Genomic DNA, 19,918 nt, shown 5'->3' on the forward strand with positions numbered 1-19,918 from the left:
CCATGAGAGAAATCGATCGACGCAGCAAATATGACCGGCGTGTCTTCCTCAAAGGCGCGGCCGCGACCGCACCGGCAGTCGCGATCGCGACCTCCACCGGGCTCGGCATCACCGATGCGTGGGCCGATGACGCCTCGACGCTGACGCCGGCCACGCTGAAGACGCTGTTGAAGATGGCGCGCGACATCTATCCGCACGACTTCCTCGGCGACAGCTATTACATCACCGCGGTCAAGCCGTGGGATGCCAAGGCGGCGAAGGATCCGGCGGTCAAATCGCTGATCAATAACGGCGTTATCAGGCTCGATCAGGCGGCCAACGACCGCCACAAGATGCCCTATGTCCAGGTCGCCTGGGAGAACGATCGCGTCGCGCTGCTGCAGCAGATCGAGGGAAGCGCGTTCTTCCAGCAGATCCGCGGCGACCTCATCGTCTCGCTCTACAACAACAAGGAGGTGTGGCCGAGGTTCGGCTACGAGGGCTCCTCCGCCGAGCATGGCGGCTACATCAAACGCGGCTTCGCCGATATCGACTGGCTGCCGAAAGCCTGAATCGGACAACGAACGCTCGGGAGGAAACAATGGCAAAATTCGATCTGAATGACAGCGGCGTTGTCGTGATCGTCGGCTCCGGCGCCGGCGGCGGAACGCTCGGCAATGAACTGGCGCAGAAGGGCGTCAAGGTCGTGATCCTGGAGGCCGGTCCGCGTATCGAGAACCAGGACTTCATCAACGACGAGTGGGACAGCTTCACCCAGCTCGCCTGGGCCGACGCGCGCTCCACGTCGGGAAGCTGGCGCGTCGCCAAGGACTTTGCGGGCCTGCCGGCCTGGATCGTGAAGGCGGTCGGCGGCTCGACCACGCACTGGGCCGGCGCATCGCTGCGCTTCGACGAGCATGAGTTCAAGATCAAGTCCGCCTACGGCAACATCCCCGGCGCCAACTTGATCGACTGGCCGATCACGCTCGCCGAAATGGAGCCGTGGTACGCCAAGGCCGAGGACAAGATGGGCGTCACCCGCACCAACGGGATCCCCGGACTTCCCGGCAACAACAACTTCAAGGTGATGGAGGCCGGCGCCAAAAAGCTCGGCTACAAGGAAGTCCACACCGGGCGGATGGCGATCAACAGCGAACCGCGCGATGGCCGCGGCTCCTGCCAGCAGATCGGCTTCTGCTTCCAGGGCTGCAAGTCGGGCGCCAAATGGTCGACGCTCTACACCGAGATTCCGAAGGGCGAAGCCACCGGCAATCTCGAGGTGCGGCCCAGCAGCATGGTGATCAAGATCGAGCACGACCAGTCCGGCAAGGTCACCGGCGTGGTCTATGCCGACGCAACGGGCGCGATGCAGCGCCAGAAGGCACGCGTGGTCGCGGTCGCCGGCAACTCGATCGAGAGCCCGCGGCTCTTGCTCAACAGCGCCTCCAGCATGTTCCCTGACGGGCTCGCCAACTCGTCCGGCCAGGTCGGCCGCAACTACATGCGGCACATGACCGGCAGCGTGTATGCGAGCTTCGAGAAGTCGGTGCACATGTATCGCGGCACCACGATGGCCGGCATCATCCGCGACGAGGCCAAGAACGATCCGAAGCGCGGCTTCGTCGGCGGCTACGAGATGGAGACGCTGTCGCTCGGCCTGCCCTTCATGGCGGCGTTCCTCAATCCCGGCGCCTGGGGCCGCAGCTTCACCAGCGCGATCGAGGGCTATCCGCGGATGGCCGGCATGTGGCTGGTCGGCGAGGACATGCCGCAGGAGACCAACCGCGTCACGCTGGACCCGAAGATCAAGGACAAGTTAGGCATGCCGGTCGCCAGCGTGCATTTCGACGATCATCCGAACGACGTCGCGATGCGCGATCACGCCTACAAGCAGGGCTCCGCGGTCTATGAAGCGGTCGGCGCCACCGTGACCTATCCGACGCCGCCCTATCCCTCGACCCACAACATGGGCACCAACCGGATGAGCGAGAAGCCGCGCGACGGCGTGGTCAACAAGTTCGGCCAGACCCACGACATCAAGAACCTGTTCGTCTCCGACGGCAGCCAGTTCACCTCGGGCGCGGCGTGCAACCCGACGCTGACGATCGTGTCACTGGCGATCCGGCAGGCCGACCACATCGCCGGCGCAATGCAGCGCAAGGAGATCTAGAGCGTTTTCGAGCGAAGCGGGCACCGGTTCGCGTGAAGAAAACGCGTCAAAACAAGAAGCTAGAGGTTCGGTTCTGATTCAATCAGAACCGAACCTCTAGCACGAAAATCCAATTCCCCTCTCACTGAAACGGCCTTGCCCAACAGGACAAGGCCGCTTTTCTCTTGCGTGATGGGTTGGCGCGAACGCCTATTCCGCCGCGTCCAGGATCGCCGCTGCCGTGCCGCGATAGTCGGGGACGACCGCCGGCGCATTCGCCTTGGCGCGGTAGATCAGGCAGGAGCAGCGCAGCAGCGACGCGAAATTGTTCACCTCGCCGTGGTGGTCGAGCACCTCGTTGTGCAAGGTGGTGAGGAACTTGGCCAGCGTCATGCCTTCCTTGGCCGCGATCTCCTCCAGCGTGTCCCAGAACGACATTTCCAGCCTTATCGAGGTGCAATGGCCGTCGATCCGCAACGATCGGGTGTGCGATTCATAGTCGCGTTGCGGCTGGTGCGCGAAAAGATGGCACATGGCGTTCCTCCGGCAAGAACTTATAATTTTTCTAAACGATATACCGGCGCGCGCGGCCCCACAATCGCGACGTAGGGGGTAACGCGCCGGTCGCTGAAGATGAGCGTCTTCAAGGCGATAGGCCGGAATCGTCCCCAGCTGGATCGGGCAGGCGCAGCGCTCCCATGCATTTGCCGGCGCGGCCATTTATAGTGGCGACCAGGCTCGAATCGCTCATCCGACATCCAATCCATGCCCGTCCGCCAGCTCCCAGAACAGCTCGTCAACCGCATCGCCGCCGGCGAAGTGGTCGAACGCCCCGCGAGCGTGGTCAAGGAACTGGTCGAGAACGCGATCGACGCCGGCGCGAGCCGGATCGATGTTTTCACCGACGGCGGCGGGCGGCGCCGGATCGGCATCACCGACGACGGCAGCGGCATGACTCGCGCCGACCTTGCGCTGGCGGTCGACCGCCACGCCACCTCCAAGCTCGACGACGAAGATTTGCTGCGCATCCGCACGCTCGGGTTCCGCGGCGAGGCGCTGCCGTCGATCGGCGCGGTCGCAAAACTCGGCATCACCACGCGTCATGCCAGCGAGCCGCACGCCTGGTCGCTGTCGGTCGAGGGCGGCGAGAAGACGCCGATCATGCCGGCTGCGCTCGGCCAGGGCACCCGCGTCGAGGTCAACGAACTGTTCTACGCAACGCCGGCGCGGCTGAAGTTCCTCAAGACCGACCGCACCGAGGCGGAGGCGATCCGTGAAGTGGTGCGGCGGCTGGCCATGGCGCGCCCCGACATTGCCTTCACGCTGGCCGGCGAAGAGCGCGCACCGGTGACCTGGGCCGCGGCGCTGCCCGGGGCGGCCGGCCGGCTGACGCGGCTCGGCGATATCCTCGGTGCGGATTTCCGCAGCTCCGCCATCGAAGTCCGCTCCGAGCGCGAGGGCGTCGTGGTCGAAGGTTTCGCCGCCGCGCCATCGCTGACCCGCGCCAATGCGCTCGGGCAGTATCTGTTCGTCAACGGCCGCCCGGTGCGCGACAAGCTGATCCTCGGCGCCGTGCGCGCGGCCTATTCCGACTATCTGCCGCGCGACCGCCATCCCGTCGTGGCGCTGTTCGTGACCTGCGACCCGCAAGAGGTCGACGCCAATGTGCATCCGGCCAAGACCGAGGTGCGCTTCCGCAATGCCGGCCTGGTCCGCGCGCTGATCGTGCACGCTTTGAAGGATGGCCTCGCGCGCGAGGGCAGACGCACCGCGGCCAACACCGCCGACGGCGCGACGTTGCAGGCGTTCCGGCCTGCCTTCACGCCGCCGCGCCCGGGCAATTGGGACTGGCGCGGCTCGCCGTCATATCCGGTCAATCCGATGCGCGCGTTCGAGGGGACGGCGGCGCCCGCGTTCGCCGAGCCCGGACAGGCCGCCTTCGATGTCGGCACGCCGAGCGCCGATGTGCGTTTCGAGGCGGCGCCCGCGCCCGATCTGCTCGACCGTCCGCTGGGCGCCGCGCGCACCCAGATCCATGAGACCTATATCGTCTCGCAGACCCGCGATGGCCTGATCGTGGTGGACCAGCATGCGGCGCATGAACGCATCGTCTATGAGAGACTGAAGGCCTCGCTGGCGAAGAACGGCGTGCAACGCCAGATCCTCTTGATCCCCGAGATCGTCGAGCTTGATGAGGCGACCGTCGAGAAGCTGCTCGACCGCGCCGAGGAGCTGGCGTCGTTCGGGCTTGCGATCGAGTCCTTCGGTCCCGGCGCGGTCGCGGTGCGCGAGACACCCTCGCTGCTCGGCAAGGCCAATGCGGCGGGCCTGTTGCGCGACCTCGCCGAGCACATGGCGGAGTGGGACGAAGCGCTGCCGCTGGAGCGCCGGCTGATGCATGTCGCCGCCACCATGGCCTGCCACGGCTCGGTCCGCGCCGGCCGCCGCCTCAAACCGGAAGAGATGAACGCGCTCTTGCGCGAGATGGAAGACACGCCGAATTCCGGCCAGTGCAACCATGGCCGGCCGACCTATGTCGAGTTGAAGCTGAGCGATATCGAGAAGCTGTTCGGGCGCAGGTAGGACTGCACACTCCGCTGTCATCGCCCGGCTTGACCGGGCGATCCAGTACGCCGCGGCGATCGTGATCAGTCGAGAGGCCTCGGCGTACTGGATCACCCGCATGCGCGGGTGATGACAGCACAGCAAGCGGTAACATCACGGCCTGCGCAAAAACACGAACTCGGTGTCGTCATACACACGGCGCTCGAGCTCCTCGAAACCCGCGGGCGGCGCGAACGCTGCGGCCTTCGCCTCCTCGACCACGAGCAGCGCGCCCGGCGTCAGCCAGCCGCCATCGCGCAGCGAGGCGAGCGCCTTGTCCGCGAGCCCCTTACCGTAGGGCGGATCGAGAAACACCAGCGAGAACGGCTCGACCGGATGCGCCGGTCCGAGATCGGTGGCATCGCGGCGATAGACCTTGGTCGTGCCGCCAAGCCCGAGCGACTCGACATTGTTGCGCAGCAGCGCCCGCGCCTCGGCGCCATTGTCGACGAACAGCGTGAACTTCGCGCCGCGCGAGACGGCCTCGATACCGAGCGCACCGGTGCCGGCAAACAGGTCCAGCACGCGCGCGTCCGCGATCGGATTGTCGTAGGCGTGGATCAGGATGTTGAACACGGACTCGCGCAGGCGATCCGCGGTCGGGCGGATCTCGCGGCCCGACGGCGACGCGAGATTGCGGCCCTTCAGCCTGCCCCCGACGACGCGCATCGACCGTTACTTGTCCTTCGGCGTGAGATCGCGCTTGCCGTGATAGCCGCGCTTGGGACGGCGCGGCGGGCCGTAGCCGCTGGCCTCGTCCTCGTTGCGCGCGCGGGCTTCCTCGCTGCCGGTGCGCTGCACCAGCACGCGGCGGCCCTTGCGGTCATTGATCACCGCCCGCTTCGCCACCGGCTTGGACGGCTTGCGCGTATCGTCACCGTCGCCGGCGTCGCGCTGCTCCGGCCGCGCGAAATCGGCGCCTGCGACCTTGGCGATCTTCTCGCCGAGCTGTTCGCGCAGCACCCGCGTCTTGACCTCCTCGACCTTACCCTCCTCGAGCTCGCCGAGTTGGAACGGACCGTAGGAGATCCGGATCAGCCGGTTCACCTCGAGCCCGAGATGCGCCATCACGTTGCGCACCTCGCGGTTCTTGCCCTCACGGATCGCGAACACCACCCAGACGTTGGAGCTCTGGTCGCGCTCCAGCGTTGCATCGATCGGCCCGTATTTGACACCGTCGACCTCGACGCCGTTCTTGAGCTGGTCGAGCTGGCCCTGCGTCACCTCGCCATGCGCGCGCACGCGGTAGCGGCGCAGCCATCCGGTGTCGGGATGCTCCAGCGTCCGCGCCAGCCCGCCGTCATTGGTCAGCAGCAGCAGGCCCTCGGTGTTGAAATCGAGCCGGCCGATCGAGATCAGCCGCGGCAGGCCCTCGGGCAGATTGTCGAACACGGTCGGCCGTCCCTCGGGATCGGCATGCGTCGTCATCAGCCCGCGCGGCTTGTGATACATGAACAACCGCGTCCGCTCGCGCGGCGGCAACGGCTTGCCGTCGACCGCCACGACATCGTTGTCGGTGATATCGAGCGCCGGCGAATTGATCACGCGTCCGTTGACGGTGACGCGCCCCTGGGTGACGATCTCTTCGGCATCGCGGCGCGAGGCGAGACCGGCGCGTGCCAATACCTTGGCGATGCGCTCGCCGAATTTCTTCGGCTTCGGCTCGGGACGCTCGCGGCGATCGTCGTAGGAACGTTCACGATAGGCGCCGCGGCCGCCGAAGGCCGGACGCTTCGCAAAAATCTCGCCGTCGTTTTCATTGTCGCGGCGCGGGCGATCGCCGAAACGGCCCTCGCTGCGCGGATGCTCCTGCCAGTCGGTGCGGCCTTCGGGCCGTTCGCGTCGGCGCTCGCCGCCTTCCTCGTCACGACTCCAGCGCGGCCGGCTGAACTTCGGCCGCTCATGACGGTCACCTTGCTCGCGATCGTCGCGGGAACGCGAGAACCTGGGCCGCTCGCCGCCGCGATCATCGCGCGGCTTGTCGTAACGCGGCTTGTCGAAATTGCGCGGGCCGTCGCGGAACGGACGCGAACCACGCTCGGGACGATCGGAGCCGCCCTCGCGCTTCTGCCACGGCTTGGATTCGCCGCGCGGCGGCCGATCGCCAAAGTCCTTGCGCGGGCCGCGGTCACCACGATCACGATCGCCCCCGCGATCCGCCGCACCGCGCTTGAACTTGCTGTCGCCGCCGAATTTCCGTTCGGGCCGATCGCCGCCGCGCGAAGGACGGTCGCCAAACGATCGCTCGCCACGCGGCGTATAGGGCCGCTTCTCCCCGTCACGCTCGCGCGATGCGTAAGGCTTCTTGTCACCGAACTTCCGATCGGAAAAGCGCCCCGCCGCGCGGGCGTCATCGCGATCGCGACGCGGCGCGCGGTCGTCGCGATTAAAGTTCGGGCGGTCGCCACGCGGCGTGTAGGGGCGCTTTTCGCCGCCGCGGTCGTCGCGCGGTTTGAACGAACGCTTTTCGCCATCGCCGCCGCGATCAAATCTCGGCCGGTCGCCACGCGGCTTGAAGCTGCGCTTCTCGCCGTCGCCGTCACGCGGCGGCCGATCGCCGCGGGGGCGGTCGTCGCGGTTGAATCTCGGCTTGTCGCCGAACTCGCGGCGCGGCGGACGGTCCTCGCGGTCGCCGCGATAGGGCCGCTTCTCGCCATCGCCCTTGCCGGCAAACGTCTTGTCGCCAAAGCCGCGCTTGGCGAATTTCTTGTCCGGTCCGCGGGCAGCGCCGGAGCGGCCCTTGCCGCCGCCGGGCCGATCACGCCGGCCGCGGGAATCGTTGTTTTTGTCGCTGTCGCGGGGCATGAATAATCTCGCTGGACGTTCAATTGGGGTGCAAGGGGACGGGCCGTACGCGCCTGTTGGCAGCGCATTTGACGCAAAACCGGCATCCACTTTTGCTGAAGGCGAAGCTACTAGCAGGTTTCTGGCAATGATACGAGGCATGACAGCCCCTTCTTTCATGGATTTGGCGCTGAAAACGGCCGAAAACGCCGGAAAATCGGGCGAAGTTCCGATCGGATGCGTGATTGTCAGGGGTTACGAGGTGATCGCCACCGCCGGTAACCGCACCCTGACCGACCGCGACCCCACCGCCCATGCCGAAATCCTGGCGATCCGGCAGGCCGCGGACGCGATCGGCACCGAACGGCTGGTCGACTGCGACCTCTACGTGACGCTGGAGCCCTGCACCATGTGCGCCGGCGCGATCTCGTTTGCCCGCATCCGCCGACTGTATTACGGCGCCGCCGACCCCAAGGGCGGTGCGGTCGAGTCAGGTGTGCGGTTCTTCGCGCAGCCGACCTGCCACCATGTGCCTGAGGTCTATGGCGCCGTCGGCGAGCGTGAGGCCGCGCGCCTCTTGCGCGAGTTCTTCAGGGAGCGGCGCTGACGGCTCGTAGCCCGGATGGAGCCAACGGGTCGCGCGAACGCGCGCCCGATGACAGGCTCCGCGCAATCCGGGGGAAGTTCCTCCGCGAAGACGATCCCGGATTTCGCTTCGCTGCATCCGGGCTACGCAATTCTCCGCATACAAAATATCGATCCCGTCATCCCCGCGCAAAGGCTTCGCCTTTGTCGCTGGAGGTGCGAGCTCTTGCGAGCCTCGAAGGATCGACGGCCACCAGCCGAGCCGTACATCCTTCGAGGCTCGCTTCGCTCGCACCTCAGGATGACGGTGCTAGAGCAGATTCATCCCGGCAGGAAAAACTCCCGCAGCAGCTTCGCCGTCACCTCCGGATTTTCCTCAGGCAGAAAATGCCCTGACGCCACCGGCGCGCCGCAGACATTGGTCGCCCAGTTCTTCCAAGTGTCGAGCGGCGTCGTTGCGGCGCTGGCAACCCCCGCATCGCCCCACAACGCCAGCATCGGGATCGTGATCTTCTTGCCGGCGTCGACATCGGCCTTGTCGATCTCGTAGTCGGCATAGGCGCCGGCACGATAGTCCTCGCACATTGCATGGATGCGGGCGGGATCGCGGAACGGCGCGAGGTAATGCTCGAGCGCGCGCGGATCGATCGCATCGAGCGTCTTGCTCCTGGTCTGGCTCGCCATCTTCTCCTTGAGGAAGAATTCGCCGTGGCCGGAGATCAGCGTCTCCGGCAGCGGATAAGGCTGCGCCAGGAAGGCCCAGTGGTAGATCTTCAGCGCCGAGAGGCGATTGAGCTTCTGCCAGTAATCATAGGTCGGCGCGATATCGAGCACCGCGAGCTTCGACAGCCGACCGGGATGATCGAGCGCGAGCCGATACGACACCCGGCCGCCGCGGTCGTGACCGGCAAGTGCGAAATGCACATGGCCGAGCCGCTCCATCACCTCGACCATGGTCTTCGCCCAGACCCGCTTGGTGTAGGGCGTATGGTCCTTGTCGCTGTCCGGCATGTCGGACCAGCCATAGCCCGGCAGGTCGGCAATGATCAGCGTGAACTTGTCGTCGAATTTCGGCGCCACCGTGTGCCACATCACATGGGTCGAGGAGAACCCGTGCAGCAACAGCAGCGGCGGCCCCTTGCCGCCGACGCGGGCGAAGATGCGGCCCTGCGAGGTGTTGACCCATTCGGAGGCATAGCCGGGAAAAAGATCAGCGAGATCAGGCATCGGTGGCTCCCTTCCCTGTCGCGGCCGCGCTGCTTCAAACTTTGTTCGGCGTTGCCGCTGCTTTCGGCGAGGTTTATGCCATCCTCAAGCCAAGCCAACAACAACATGAAACGAGGAAGTGCCATGTCGATCGATTTCGAGATTCCAGCCGAAGCCAAGGCGATCCGCGAGAAGGTCCGCAAATTCGTGCACGACGAGTGCATTCCGGCGGAAAAGGAACTCGACACCAAGCCGCTTGCCGAGGTGCTCGGACCGCTGCGCAAGAAGGCCCGCGCGCAGGGTCTGTGGTGCCCCTTCGTGCCGAAGGAGTATGGCGGCATGGGCCTCGGCCCGCTGGCGAACGCCCTGGTGCAGATGGAGCTCGGCGAGAGCATGCTCGGCGCGCTCTCGATGAACACGCAGGGGCCGGACGACGCCTCGATGATGACGATCCTGGCGCACGGCACCGAGTACCAGAAGGAGAAATTCCTTAAACCCCTGTTGAACGGCGAGAAGCGCATCTGCTTTTCAATGACGGAAAAGGCCGCCGGCGCCGATGCCACCGGCATGCAGACCACGGCCGTGAAGGACGGCAACGAGAACTACATCCTCAACGGCGAGAAATGGTTCTCGTCGTCGGCGAGCGTCGCCGACATGGCGCTGGTGATGGCGAAGACCGATCCGAACGCGCCGCGCCACAAGCAATACTCGACCTTCATCGTCGAGCTGCCGAATCCCGGCTACCGCATCAAGCGCAACGTCGCGAACATGGCGATCGAGGGTCCGCACGACGACGTGATCCATGGCGGCCACTCCGAGATCGAGATCAAGGATCTGAAGGTGCCGGCCGACAATCTGCTCGGCGGCGAGGGCAACGGCTTCAACATGGGCCAGCACCGCCTCGCCTACGGCCGGCTGCGGCACGGCATGCACAACGTCGCCAAGGCGCAGCGCGCGCTCGACATGGCGGCGGCCCATGTCACCAAGCGCTCGACCTTCGGGCAGTTGCTGGCCGACCGCCAGGCGGTGCAGTTCATGCTCGCCGACTGCGCGAGCGAGCTCTATATCGGCCGGCTGATGCTGCTGCACATCGCCTACAAGGCGGAGAAGGGCCTCGATATCCGCCAGGAGAACTCGATCGCAAAGATCTTCCACGCCCACATGGTGCACAAGGTGATCGACACCGCGATCCAGCTGCACGGCGCGCTCGGATTCAGCCAGGATACGCCGCTCGCCAAATGGTACACCCAGGTGCGCTCGCAGCGGCTGGTCGACGGCCCCGACGAGGTGCACAAGTGGAAGATCGGCAAGAACGTCATCAAGGCGTTCCGCGAGCACGGCACCACCGCATCAGCGGCGGGCGGGGATTTGCTGTAGTTCGCTCTGTCATTCCGGGGCGCCGCAGCGCGGCGAACCCGGAATCTCGAGCTGAGGGACGACGGTGCTTACAACATCGAGATTCCGGATCGACGCGCGATGCGCGTCGTCCGGAATGACGAGTTAGCCCCTCTCCGCCTCTACCGCCTGCCACGCGATGTCGCGGCGGCAGAAGCCGTCGGGCCACTTGATGCGATCGACCGCCTGATAGGCGCGGTCGCGCGCCTCGGTGACGGTCTTGCCCATCGCACAGACGTTCAGCACCCGCCCGCCGTTGGCGAGAATGGCGCCATCCTTCGCCACCGTGCCGGCGTGGAAGATCTCGACGCCCTCGACAGCTGCGGCGTCATCAAGGCCTTCGATCCGCGTGCCCTTGATGTAGTCGCCGGGATAGCCCTTCGCCGCCATCACGACCGTTAGCGCCGGTTCGTCGTACCAACGCAGATCGAAATGTTTCAGCTGCCCCTCGCAGGCGGCGAGCAGCGCCGGCACGATGTCCGACATCATCCGCAGCATCAGCACCTGGCACTCGGGATCGCCGAAGCGGACATTGTATTCGAACAGTTTTGGGCCCTGCGCAGTCAGCATCACGCCGGCGTAGAGCACGCCCCTGAACGGCGTACCGCGGCTCTTCATCCCGGCAACCGTCGGCAGGATGATTCGCGCCATGATCTGGTCGTGCACCTCAGGCGTCACGAACGGCGTCGGCGAATAGGCGCCCATGCCGCCGGTGTTCGGCCCCTTGTCGTGATCGAACACCCGCTTGTGGTCCTGCGCGGTCGCCAGCGGAATCGCGGTATCGCCGTCGCACAGCGCGAAGAAGCTGATCTCGCGCCCCGACAAGAATTCCTCGATCACCACCTCGGCGCCGGCCGAGCCGAACGCGCCCTCGAACATCATTGCGATCGCGGCTTCCGCCTCGGGCAGCGTCTGCGCCACCACGACGCCCTTGCCGGCCGCAAGCCCGTCTGCCTTGACCACGATCGGCGCGCCCTGCGCGCGGACGTAAGCCACCGCGTCCCTGGCATTGTCGAAGCGGCGATAGGCGCCGGTCGGAATGTTGAACTCGCTGCAGAGGTCTTTTGTGAAACCCTTGGAGCCCTCGAGTTGCGCGGCCTGCTTGCTGGGCCCGAATGCCTTGATGCCGACAGCGGCTAGATCATCGACGATGCCGGCAGCGAGCGGCGTCTCCGGACCGACCACCACCAGATCGACCGCATTGCGCCGGCAGAATTCGATCACAGCGGCATGGTCGGCGACATCGAGCGCGACGCATTCCGCCTCGCGTGCGATCCCGGCATTGCCCGGCGCGCACCACAGTTTCGTCACCAGCGGGGATGCTGCGATCTTCCACGCCAGCGCATGTTCGCGGCCGCCGGAACCGAGCAAAAGGATGTTCATCTGATACGGGCTCGAAAGGGTGCAAGAAACGGGTGCAAGACCCGTGTCGGTCGCACGAATCCCCGCCGGCCTGCAAGGGGCGAGGCGGCCGATTCCCCGTCATTCCGGCTCACGGCTGCTTGCCGGCGATGATCTCCTGCAAGGTCGCGACATGGCGGGCGAAGGCGCCACGGCCGGCCGCGGTCGCGGTCACCGTGGTCTGCGGCTTCTTGCCTACGAAGGCCTTGTCGACCGAGACATAGCCGGCCCTGGCCAGCGTCTCGATATGGGCGCCGAGATTGCCGTCGGTGGCGCCCGTCAGCTTCTTCAGCCGGGCGAATTCGAGCCCGGTCGAGACCGGCAAGGCGTTGAGCGCCGCCATGATCCGCAGCCGCAGCGGCTGGTGGATGATCTCGTCGAGTTCGGCCATCGCGTCAGATCCGGCGCATCCAGAGGCCGCCGAGCATCAGGCCGCCGCCATGCACCACCGCCATCCATAACAGGAACGCCGGCCCGATATAGTAGTAGCCGATCAGCGTCAGCGCGCTGGTGCAGGCCGCGATCACGATGAAGGCGTAACCGAACCACACGCCGGCGATGGCGTAAAACAGCATGCCGTAGAGCACCCAGAACACGATCATCTGGCGCGGTCCGAAATGGCCGAGCATGACCGAACAGTAGACGCCGAATACACCGATCAGCAGGAAGCTGATCGTCGAACGGATCGGAAAGGTGCGATTGCCGGAGCGGAGGTTGATGACGAAGCCAACCGCGGTGCTGAACGCAAGGCCGCTGAGATTGGTGACGGTCCAGATCGTGTAACCCTGCCGGGGCCAGAGATGGTTGGCGATGTAGGCCACAAATAGCAGCACGCCCCATAGCGTGATGATGATGCTCGCGATCTGATAGATCTGCGACTGACGGACGCGCTGGACGACGTCGTTGATGTCGGCCAGCGCCGCGCTGGCCTGCTTGCTGTCGATCATATCGGCGCCCCGCTTTGCTCGGCGAGTTCGGCGGACACCGGCGGCGCCTCCGCCGGCGGGCGATATTTGCCGATCAGGATATAGCCGATCGTCATCGTCACGATCGACAGGACGAAAGCCATCAGCCCAATTTGCCCGCGCGTCATCGGCGGCAGCAGACGCACCACGATTTCCGTCGACGCCGCCGACATCAGCGACACATAGGACCAGGAGATGAAGTAGTAGTGCTTCAGTTTCCAGTTCGCCGGCCGCGGGCTGCGCAGCAGCGGAACAATCGCTGCCACGATGCAGGCGAAGTTCACGATCGCGCCAACATGGAACAGGTTGAAGCGGCCGCTGAACTGATAGACCAGCATCGCCGTCCCGTCGGCGACCAGCATGGCGTAGACGTAGAGATAGCCGCGCGCCCGGTGGCCCGCACCGCGCTTCGGGCGCAGGAACTGGATCAGCCCGACACCGATGCAAAGGATTGCCACAACGGCATGCACCGCGCCCGCCGCGGAATGGACAAAACCTGCCAACGTGACATGCGGGATCATCGGTCTGCCCCCCAAACGAGGATCGTCATCGGCTTTATGCAGAGAACTCTGTATCACAGAGTATATGGACAAACAAGCCCTCGGATTGGCGATGTCGGGCAAAAGTCCCTACGTTGCGTTGAAGCTCACAAACAGCCGAATCACCTGCAAATGACTGCTGCCGCGCCTAATCTCGTCAACGCGCCTGAATTCACCGTCTCGGAACTCTCCTCCGCCCTGAAGCGGACGGTGGAGGACCGGTTCGGCCATGTCCGCGTCCGCGGCGAGATTTCCGGCTTTCGCGGCCCGCACTCCTCCGGCCACTGCTATTTCGCGCTGAAGGACGAGAACGCCAAGATCGAGGCCGTGATCTGGAAGTTCGCCCACGCCCGGATGCGCTTCAAGCCGCAGGAAGGGCTTGAGGTCATCGCCACCGGCAAGCTGACCACCTATCCGAACTCCTCGAAGTACCAAATCGTCATCGACTCGCTGGAACCGGCCGGCGTCGGCGCGCTGATGGCGCTGATGGAGGAACGCAAGAAGAAGCTCGCGGCCGAAGGCCTGTTCGACGAGGCGCGCAAGCAGCTGCTGCCGTGGCTGCCCGAGGTGATCGGCGTCGTCACCTCGCCGACCGGCGCGGTGATCCGCGACATCCTGCATCGCCTCGAGGACCGCTTTCCCCGCCGCGTGCTGGTCTGGCCGGTCAAGGTGCAGGGCGACGGCTCGGCCGAACAGGTCGCGGCCGCGATCCGCGGCTTCAACGCGCTGCCGGAAGGCGGCAGGATTCCCCGGCCTGATCTGTTGATCGTCGCACGTGGCGGCGGCTCGCTGGAGGACCTCTGGTCGTTCAACGAGGAGATCGTGGTCCGCGCTGCGGCGGAGAGCCATATCCCGCTGATCTCGGCGGTCGGCCATGAAACCGATATCACGCTGATCGACTTCGTCGCCGACAAGCGCGCCCCAACGCCGACCGCCGCCGCCGAAATGGCGGTGCCGGTGCGCAGCGAGCTGTTCGTCGAGGTCGAAAGCCTCGCCCGCCGCACCATGGTGTGCTGGCAGCGGGCCCAGGAGGCCCGCCGCACCGAGCTGCGCGCCGCCGCGCGTGCGCTGCCGGCGGCGAACGAGCTGCTGGCGATCCCGCGGCAACGGCTCGATCATCTCGGAGCCGGGCTGCCGCGCGGGCTGAAGGCCAATACGCACGCGCATTTCCGCCGCTTTGCCGCGACGAGCTCCCGGCTCACCATCGGCGTGCTGCGCGGGCAGGTCGCGCATGCCAGGCAGCGGCTCACCGCCTCCGGCGAACGCATCACGCTGTCGGCGCGCGCGCTGCTGCATCGCCGGCGCGAGCGTTTTGGCGGGCTCGAGATCCGGCTCAAGGCCTCGAAGCTCGCCAATGCCAAGGCCCAACGCAACGCGATCGCGCGCGATCTCGAGCGCACCCACCGTCTCGCCGAACGCGCCCGGCGCGCACTGCTGACGACGATGCAGCGGCTGGAGGCGCGGGTCGTCCATCGCGGCCAGCTGCTGTCGGCGCTGTCCTATCGCGGCGTGCTGGCGCGCGGCTTTGCGCTGGTGCGCGACGATCAGGGCCACGCACTGCATTCCGCCGCGGCGGTCGGCCCGAATGCCGGCCTGTCGATCGAATTCGCCGATGGCCGCGTCGCCGCCACCGTGAATGCCGATCAGCCGCCGGCGACGGTGGCGCCCGAGAGCCAGGGCAAGCCGCAGCCGCGCGAGGCAAAACCTGCTGCGCCGAAGCGGGTCGCAAAGCCGGTCGATCAGGGCAGCTTGTTTTAGCGCGCCAGCCACTCGGCGACTTGCTTCTGCGCGTCCTTGCGCGCGTCGGTATCGGTGCCGATGTGACCGCGCTCGGCGATGTCGGCATCGGAGGCCGCGACCGCGTGCAGCGGCAGGTTAGCGCGGTCGAAGTCGTGATACGCCTCGGGATAGACCACGATCCGCGCCAGCGCGCTGCGGCCATGCGCGGCCTCGACCATCTGGTGGCAGGCCGATGGCGATGTGACATCGTCGCGCGCGCCGATCAACACCAGCGTCGGCACCCGCGCGCTCCAGCCGAGACCGAACGAGGCGCGGCAATCCGGATAGAACGCGACCGCCGAGCGGAAATCCGGCTCGGCATTGCGCGACCCTAGCTGCGGCCGCACCGCCCACAGCAAGGCGGCCGCGCCATTGCCCCAGCCGATCAGGCTGATGCGGCTCTTGGCGACCCATTTCTGCTGCACCAGCCACTGCCGCGCCGCATTGATGTCGGCGACCCGCGCGCGGCGGGTCTGAACCTGATGCTCCCTGATGCGGCACTGCGGACCAAGCTCGCGCGAACCGTAGCTGTCCGGCAGCAGCACCGCGTGGCCGGCGGTCAGCAGCTGTTCGGCCCAGTCGCGATAGCGCGGTGCAACCTGCTCGGAACGGCCAGCGAGACCGCCGCAGCCATGCAGCGCGATGACCGTCGGGAACGGTCCGTCGCCATCAGGCCGGTAGAGCTGCGCGTGCAGCGTGACATTGCCATCTGGAATCTCGACCTGATGCGGAGCCGGGAGCGGCGCTGCGGCCGCAGCCGGCGCGGCAAGCATCGCGAGACACATGAAAACTGACTTGAGGCGCATCCGATCCGGCCGGCTCGTCATGGCGCTGCAAACGCGGCGAACCACGCGTGCAACGCTACCATGCGCTTCCGCCGCCAAATCATCACAAGTCGGTGGTTTAACGGGCGGACATGCCCGCCTATCTGTGATAGACGGCTTCATGAACATTTAAGGCTGCCTCGTCAGAGGCAAGGCGGAGAGCTCAATCGTGCTGAACAAGTTCGGTCCCTCGGGCCATGGCGAAGCGCAGGTGCAATATCTTGACGGCGATTTCCGCGTGATCTCGCCCGGCACCTTCGTGCGTTGTGCGATCACCGATGTCCGGATTCCGCTCGACGAGTTGAAGTACTGGAGCGTCGACCTGCAGGAGGCCTACGCCACCCCGACCGCCGTGCTGCAGCGCCACCATCCCGGCGTGCTCAAGCCGCAGGCCTAAGCTCGAGGCCAGGTTCACTTGCGCAGCCTCCTGTCCCGCGCCTTGAACAGCTGATCGGCCACCAGGCGCCGCAGCGCGCCAACGTCGGCGAATTGCAACGTCACCGCGAACGGCACGATCGTCTTCGCCGCATCGGTGCCGCGCAGGCGCGCGAAATCCTTCTCCGTCGTCACCAGCGTCAGGCCATTATCTCGGGCATCAGCGACGAGCTGATCGATCTCGTCCTTCGTGAAGGCGTGGTGATCGGCGAAAGCCCTGCTGCGCACGACATCGACGCCGCTCGACCGCAGCGAATTGAAGAAGCGCGCGGGATCGCCGATGCCGGCAAAGGCGAGCGCACGCGTGCCGCGCAGCGCCGCCAGCGAAGCCGCGTCCGGCGTCAGATGCGCCGGCAGCACCGGCTTGCCGCGGGAGGCGATCTCGGCCGCGATGTCCTGCGCCGCACGCCCCTCGCCGACCACGATCAGCGCGTCGGTCCGCTCCAGCTGCGGCGGCAGCGGCGCGCGCAACGGTCCGGCCGGAATGACGCGGCCGTTGCCGATGCCGCGCGTGCCGTCGACCACGATCAGGCAGCAATCCTTCGCGACCGACGGGTTCTGGAAGCCGTCATCCATCAGGATCACGCTGGCGTTCTGCGCCCGCGCCAGCGCCAGACCCGCGGCGCGGTCGCGCGACACCACGACCGGCAGGCTCGCCGCCATCATCAGCGGCTCGTCGCCGACATCTGCCGCGGTGTGGCTGTCGGAATCGACCTTGACCGGGCCGGCAAGCCTGCCGCCATAACCGCGGCTGAGCACGACCGGCCGTTCGTCGAGCTCGCGCAGCAGTTTTGCCAGCGCCAGCACGGTCGGCGTCTTGCCGGCGCCGCCGACGTGGTAATTGCCGACGCAAAGCACGGGGATGCCGGCGTCGATGCCGGCGCGCTGCATGCGCCGCGCGGCCACCGCGCCGTACAGCGCGGCAAGCGGTCTCAACAGTTGCGATATCCAGGACGACGGCCGGTGCCAAAAGGCCGGCTCACGCATTGGCGGCTCCCATCTCGAGCCGCAACTGCAACAGATAGGGCTCGAGAGCGGTCACCGTGCGCTCCAGCGCACCACCGAGTTGTTCGACGACGCGCTCGGAGGCACCCAGCGAGGTGTCGCGCGCCGCGGGATCGGCGAGGAACTGGCCAAGCTGCTTGACCAGCGCCTCGCGATCGTCGGCGCGCCGCGCGCCGCCGGCACGATCGAGCGCGTCATAGACGTCGGTGAAATTGAAGACGTGCGGACCGTGCACGATCGCAGCGCCAAGCTTGATCGCCTCGATCGGATTCTGGCCGCCATGCGCAACCAGCGAGCCGCCCATGAACACGATCGGCGCCAGCCGGTAGAACAGGCCGAGCTCGCCCATTGTGTCGGCGACGTAGATATCGGTGGTCGCAACCGGCAGGTCCTCATGCGAGCGCATGCCGGGGCGCAGGCCAGCCTCCGTCACCAGCCGCGCCACCGCCTCGCCGCGCGCGGCGTGCCGCGGCACGATCACCGTGAGCAGCCCGGGGAAGAAGCCGGCGAGCGATTTGTGCGCCTCGATCAGGATTTCTTCCTCACCCGGATGGGTCGAGGCGGCGACCACGATCGGGCGGCCGCGCGTCACCGACATCAGCCGCTCCAGCTCGGCGGGATCGGCCGGCGGCGCCGCGACGTCGAGCTTGAGGTTGCCGGTGACGACGACATTGGGGCTGCCGAGCGCGGCAAAACGCTCGGCGTCGGTGTTCGACTGCGCGAGGCAGATATCGAAGCGTCCAAGCAGCGCCCCGATGGTGTTGGAGACCCGGCGCCAGCGCGGGAACGAGCGCTGCGACATCCGCCCGTTGATCAAGACCATCGGCAACCGACGCGCCGCGCACGACAGGATCAGGTTCGGCCACAGGTCGGACTCGATGAACAGCGCCAGCGACGGATGCCAGTGATCGAGGAAACGCGTGACATAGCGCGGCGAGTCGTACGGCACATATTGGTGGATCACGTCGGGCGGGAAGCGCTTGGCCACGATCGCGGCCGAGGTCACCGTGCCCGAGGTGAGCAGGATGCGCAAATTGAGCGCGCGCAACCGCTCGATCAGCCCTGCCGCCGCCAGCACCTCGCCGACGCTGGCGCCGTGGATCCACACCAGCGGCCCCTGCGGCCTGACATCGGCGCTCATGCCGCGCCGCTCGCCGACGCGCTCGGGATCTTCCTTGCCGAGCTTGAGCCGCCGCTTGATCAGGGCAGGCGCGAGCGGCACCATCGCGGACGACAGCTTGCGGTACACACGCAACGTCATCGGTAGCGAGCTAGCCAAGCGTTGCCTCCGGCCGCCCGACGGCTGCATAGGCGCGTCGGGTCGCTTCGTTGAGAAGGTTCTCCACGTGCTGCCGAAGCTTCTCCATCGTCGCGGCATCGGCATCGGGCGGCACATAGACCGGCTCAATACCTACCACTGCGCCGCGCCCGAATGGCAAATTGATGGTGGTCGAATCCCAGTTTTTCAACCGGATGAATCGGCTGGTGACCATCGCAAAGGGGATGATCGGCCGGCCGCTCTCCCGCGCCAGCATGATGGCCCCGAGACCCGCCACCCGCGCCCGCTTCGGCACGTCGGCCGTGGTCGCCATGTTGCAGCCGTCTTCCAGCGTCCGAACCATCTCCAGGAAAGCGCCGACACCGCCCTTGCGATGGAACGCGCCGGAATGGTCGCCGGAACCTCTGATCGTGCCGATCCCGAGCCGCTCCACCGCCAGCGCGTTGAACTCGCCGTCGCGGTGGCGGGAGATCAGCACCTTGGCGCGGTAGCTCTCCTTGGTCTTGATGAACGGCGTCATGAAGTGCTGGCCGTGCCAGAACACGAAGATCGCGGCATCAAGGGCTCGACGATCCCATACACGTCAGGCGGCTGGTAGCTGAAGCGGTTGGTGTGCCAGACCAGCCGCAGATACTCGGCCGCAAGCACACCCAGCACGCGCTGCACGAAGCCGCTGCGCAGCAGATCGCGAAGTAGTCGTTTCAATGGGAGTGCTTTGCGTCCTGCTCAGGATCGAGCAACCGGTGGAGGTGAACGACGAAATAGCGCATCTGGGCGTTGTCCACGGTCTGCTGCGCCTTCGCCTTCCAGGCCGCATGCGCGGTCGCATAGTTCGGATAGACGCCGACGATCTCGACTTCGTCCAGGTTCTTGAAGGTGTTGTGCTCGAGATCGGTCAACTCGCCGCCGATGACGAGGTGGAGCAGCTGCGGCTGGGCATTGTCTGACATGATGGTTTTTCCTAACGAGATGCCCGGCAAAGTCGTGGT

The 19,918-nt window shown here is 66.3% G+C and carries 19 protein-coding genes and 1 pseudogene; 7 read left to right on the top strand and 13 right to left on the bottom strand.

Annotated elements, in window-relative coordinates:
- The first annotated feature begins 2 nt into the window (after nucleotides 1-2).
- Together V5279_RS36870 and V5279_RS36875 are read left to right on the top strand one after the other, a co-directional pair.
- A complete protein-coding gene (locus tag V5279_RS36870) occupies nucleotides 3-551 on the top strand; it encodes a gluconate 2-dehydrogenase subunit 3 family protein (protein WP_338691849.1) in 549 nt (182 codons plus the stop codon).
- A gap of 29 nt (nucleotides 552-580) precedes the next feature.
- Nucleotides 581-2,149 (top strand): GMC family oxidoreductase, encoded by a 1,569-nt coding sequence (locus tag V5279_RS36875; RefSeq protein WP_338691850.1) that lies wholly within the window; start codon nucleotides 581-583, stop codon nucleotides 2,147-2,149.
- Nucleotides 2,150-2,338: 189 nt separating this feature from the next.
- Here V5279_RS36875 and V5279_RS36880 read toward each other — a convergent pair whose 3' ends face one another.
- Nucleotides 2,339-2,662, bottom strand: coding sequence for a ribbon-helix-helix domain-containing protein (locus V5279_RS36880; RefSeq protein WP_338691851.1), 324 nt, complete (start codon nucleotides 2,660-2,662; stop codon nucleotides 2,339-2,341).
- Nucleotides 2,663-2,893: 231 nt separating this feature from the next.
- Here V5279_RS36880 and mutL point away from each other — a divergent pair, with 231 nt between their 5' ends.
- The gene (gene mutL / locus V5279_RS36885; RefSeq protein WP_338691852.1) at nucleotides 2,894-4,711 is read left to right on the top strand and encodes a DNA mismatch repair endonuclease MutL; all 1,818 of its coding nucleotides are present in this window, start codon (nucleotides 2,894-2,896) and stop codon (nucleotides 4,709-4,711) included.
- A 135-nt stretch (nucleotides 4,712-4,846) separates the two neighbouring features.
- Here mutL and rsmD read toward each other — a convergent pair whose 3' ends face one another.
- A complete protein-coding gene (gene rsmD, locus V5279_RS36890; protein WP_338691853.1) occupies nucleotides 4,847-5,401 on the bottom strand; it encodes a 16S rRNA (guanine(966)-N(2))-methyltransferase RsmD in 555 nt (184 codons plus the stop codon).
- A gap of 6 nt (nucleotides 5,402-5,407) precedes the next feature.
- Entirely contained in the window at nucleotides 5,408-7,537 is a 2,130-nt protein-coding gene (locus tag V5279_RS36895) for a pseudouridine synthase (RefSeq protein ID WP_338691854.1), read from the bottom strand.
- Nucleotides 7,538-7,664: 127 nt separating this feature from the next.
- Between V5279_RS36895 and V5279_RS36900 the strand changes: the two genes are divergently transcribed.
- Nucleotides 7,665-8,123 (top strand): nucleoside deaminase, encoded by a 459-nt coding sequence (locus V5279_RS36900; protein ID WP_166303511.1) that lies wholly within the window; start codon nucleotides 7,665-7,667, stop codon nucleotides 8,121-8,123.
- Between the two features lie 299 nt (nucleotides 8,124-8,422).
- On the opposite strand, the gene V5279_RS36905 is transcribed toward V5279_RS36900, so the two are convergent.
- Nucleotides 8,423-9,328 carry an alpha/beta hydrolase gene (locus V5279_RS36905; RefSeq protein ID WP_338691855.1) on the bottom strand — a complete coding sequence of 302 codons (906 nt, stop codon included), beginning with the start codon at nucleotides 9,326-9,328 and terminating at the stop codon, nucleotides 8,423-8,425.
- A 123-nt stretch (nucleotides 9,329-9,451) separates the two neighbouring features.
- Here V5279_RS36905 and V5279_RS36910 point away from each other — a divergent pair, with 123 nt between their 5' ends.
- Nucleotides 9,452-10,684: an acyl-CoA dehydrogenase family protein gene (locus V5279_RS36910; RefSeq protein WP_076864913.1), complete on the top strand. Its 1,233-nt coding sequence runs from the start codon at nucleotides 9,452-9,454 to the stop codon at nucleotides 10,682-10,684.
- A gap of 123 nt (nucleotides 10,685-10,807) precedes the next feature.
- Here V5279_RS36910 and purD read toward each other — a convergent pair whose 3' ends face one another.
- The 4 genes from purD to V5279_RS36930 form a co-directional block, all read right to left on the bottom strand.
- Nucleotides 10,808-12,085: a phosphoribosylamine--glycine ligase gene (gene purD / locus V5279_RS36915; RefSeq protein WP_338691858.1), complete on the bottom strand. Its 1,278-nt coding sequence runs from the start codon at nucleotides 12,083-12,085 to the stop codon at nucleotides 10,808-10,810.
- A 109-nt stretch (nucleotides 12,086-12,194) separates the two neighbouring features.
- Nucleotides 12,195-12,494 carry a winged helix-turn-helix domain-containing protein gene (locus tag V5279_RS36920; RefSeq protein WP_166303496.1) on the bottom strand — a complete coding sequence of 100 codons (300 nt, stop codon included), beginning with the start codon at nucleotides 12,492-12,494 and terminating at the stop codon, nucleotides 12,195-12,197.
- 4 nt (nucleotides 12,495-12,498) lie between these two features.
- A complete protein-coding gene (locus V5279_RS36925) occupies nucleotides 12,499-13,050 on the bottom strand; it encodes a hypothetical protein (RefSeq protein ID WP_338691859.1) in 552 nt (183 codons plus the stop codon).
- A complete protein-coding gene (locus V5279_RS36930) occupies nucleotides 13,047-13,589 on the bottom strand; it encodes a DUF2306 domain-containing protein (RefSeq protein ID WP_338691860.1) in 543 nt (180 codons plus the stop codon). The genes V5279_RS36925 and V5279_RS36930 overlap by 4 nt, the downstream gene beginning before the upstream one ends.
- 150 nt (nucleotides 13,590-13,739) lie before the next feature.
- Between V5279_RS36930 and xseA the strand changes: the two genes are divergently transcribed.
- The gene (gene xseA / locus V5279_RS36935; protein ID WP_338691861.1) at nucleotides 13,740-15,365 is read left to right on the top strand and encodes an exodeoxyribonuclease VII large subunit; all 1,626 of its coding nucleotides are present in this window, start codon (nucleotides 13,740-13,742) and stop codon (nucleotides 15,363-15,365) included.
- On the opposite strand, the gene V5279_RS36940 is transcribed toward xseA, so the two are convergent.
- Complete coding sequence (locus V5279_RS36940; RefSeq protein ID WP_338691862.1) at nucleotides 15,362-16,192, bottom strand: dienelactone hydrolase family protein; 831 nt, start codon at nucleotides 16,190-16,192, stop codon at nucleotides 15,362-15,364. The two genes, xseA and V5279_RS36940, sit on opposite strands and share 4 nt — an antisense overlap.
- A gap of 187 nt (nucleotides 16,193-16,379) precedes the next feature.
- Between V5279_RS36940 and V5279_RS36945 the strand changes: the two genes are divergently transcribed.
- Nucleotides 16,380-16,607: a DUF2093 domain-containing protein gene (locus V5279_RS36945; protein WP_016848019.1), complete on the top strand. Its 228-nt coding sequence runs from the start codon at nucleotides 16,380-16,382 to the stop codon at nucleotides 16,605-16,607.
- 14 nt (nucleotides 16,608-16,621) lie between these two features.
- Here V5279_RS36945 and lpxK read toward each other — a convergent pair whose 3' ends face one another.
- The 4 genes and pseudogenes from lpxK to V5279_RS36965 form a co-directional block, all read right to left on the bottom strand.
- On the bottom strand, nucleotides 16,622-17,632 hold the full coding sequence (gene lpxK, locus V5279_RS36950) for a tetraacyldisaccharide 4'-kinase (protein ID WP_166298625.1): 1,011 nt from the start codon (nucleotides 17,630-17,632) through the stop codon (nucleotides 16,622-16,624).
- Complete coding sequence (locus tag V5279_RS36955) at nucleotides 17,625-18,959, bottom strand: 3-deoxy-D-manno-octulosonic acid transferase (protein ID WP_338691863.1); 1,335 nt, start codon at nucleotides 18,957-18,959, stop codon at nucleotides 17,625-17,627. Before V5279_RS36955 ends, lpxK begins: the two co-directional genes overlap by 8 nt.
- A pseudogene (locus V5279_RS36960) lies at nucleotides 18,922-19,634 on the bottom strand (lysophospholipid acyltransferase family protein). Before V5279_RS36960 ends, V5279_RS36955 begins: the two are co-directional and overlap by 38 nt.
- On the bottom strand, nucleotides 19,631-19,879 hold the full coding sequence (locus tag V5279_RS36965) for a DUF4170 domain-containing protein (protein WP_029079221.1): 249 nt from the start codon (nucleotides 19,877-19,879) through the stop codon (nucleotides 19,631-19,633). The pseudogene V5279_RS36960 and the gene V5279_RS36965 overlap by 4 nt, the downstream one beginning before the upstream one ends.
- Nucleotides 19,880-19,918: the final 39 nt, after the last annotated feature.

Source organism: Bradyrhizobium sp. 26S5 (assembly GCF_036923295.1).
Classification (GTDB): domain Bacteria; phylum Pseudomonadota; class Alphaproteobacteria; order Rhizobiales; family Xanthobacteraceae; genus Bradyrhizobium; species Bradyrhizobium septentrionale.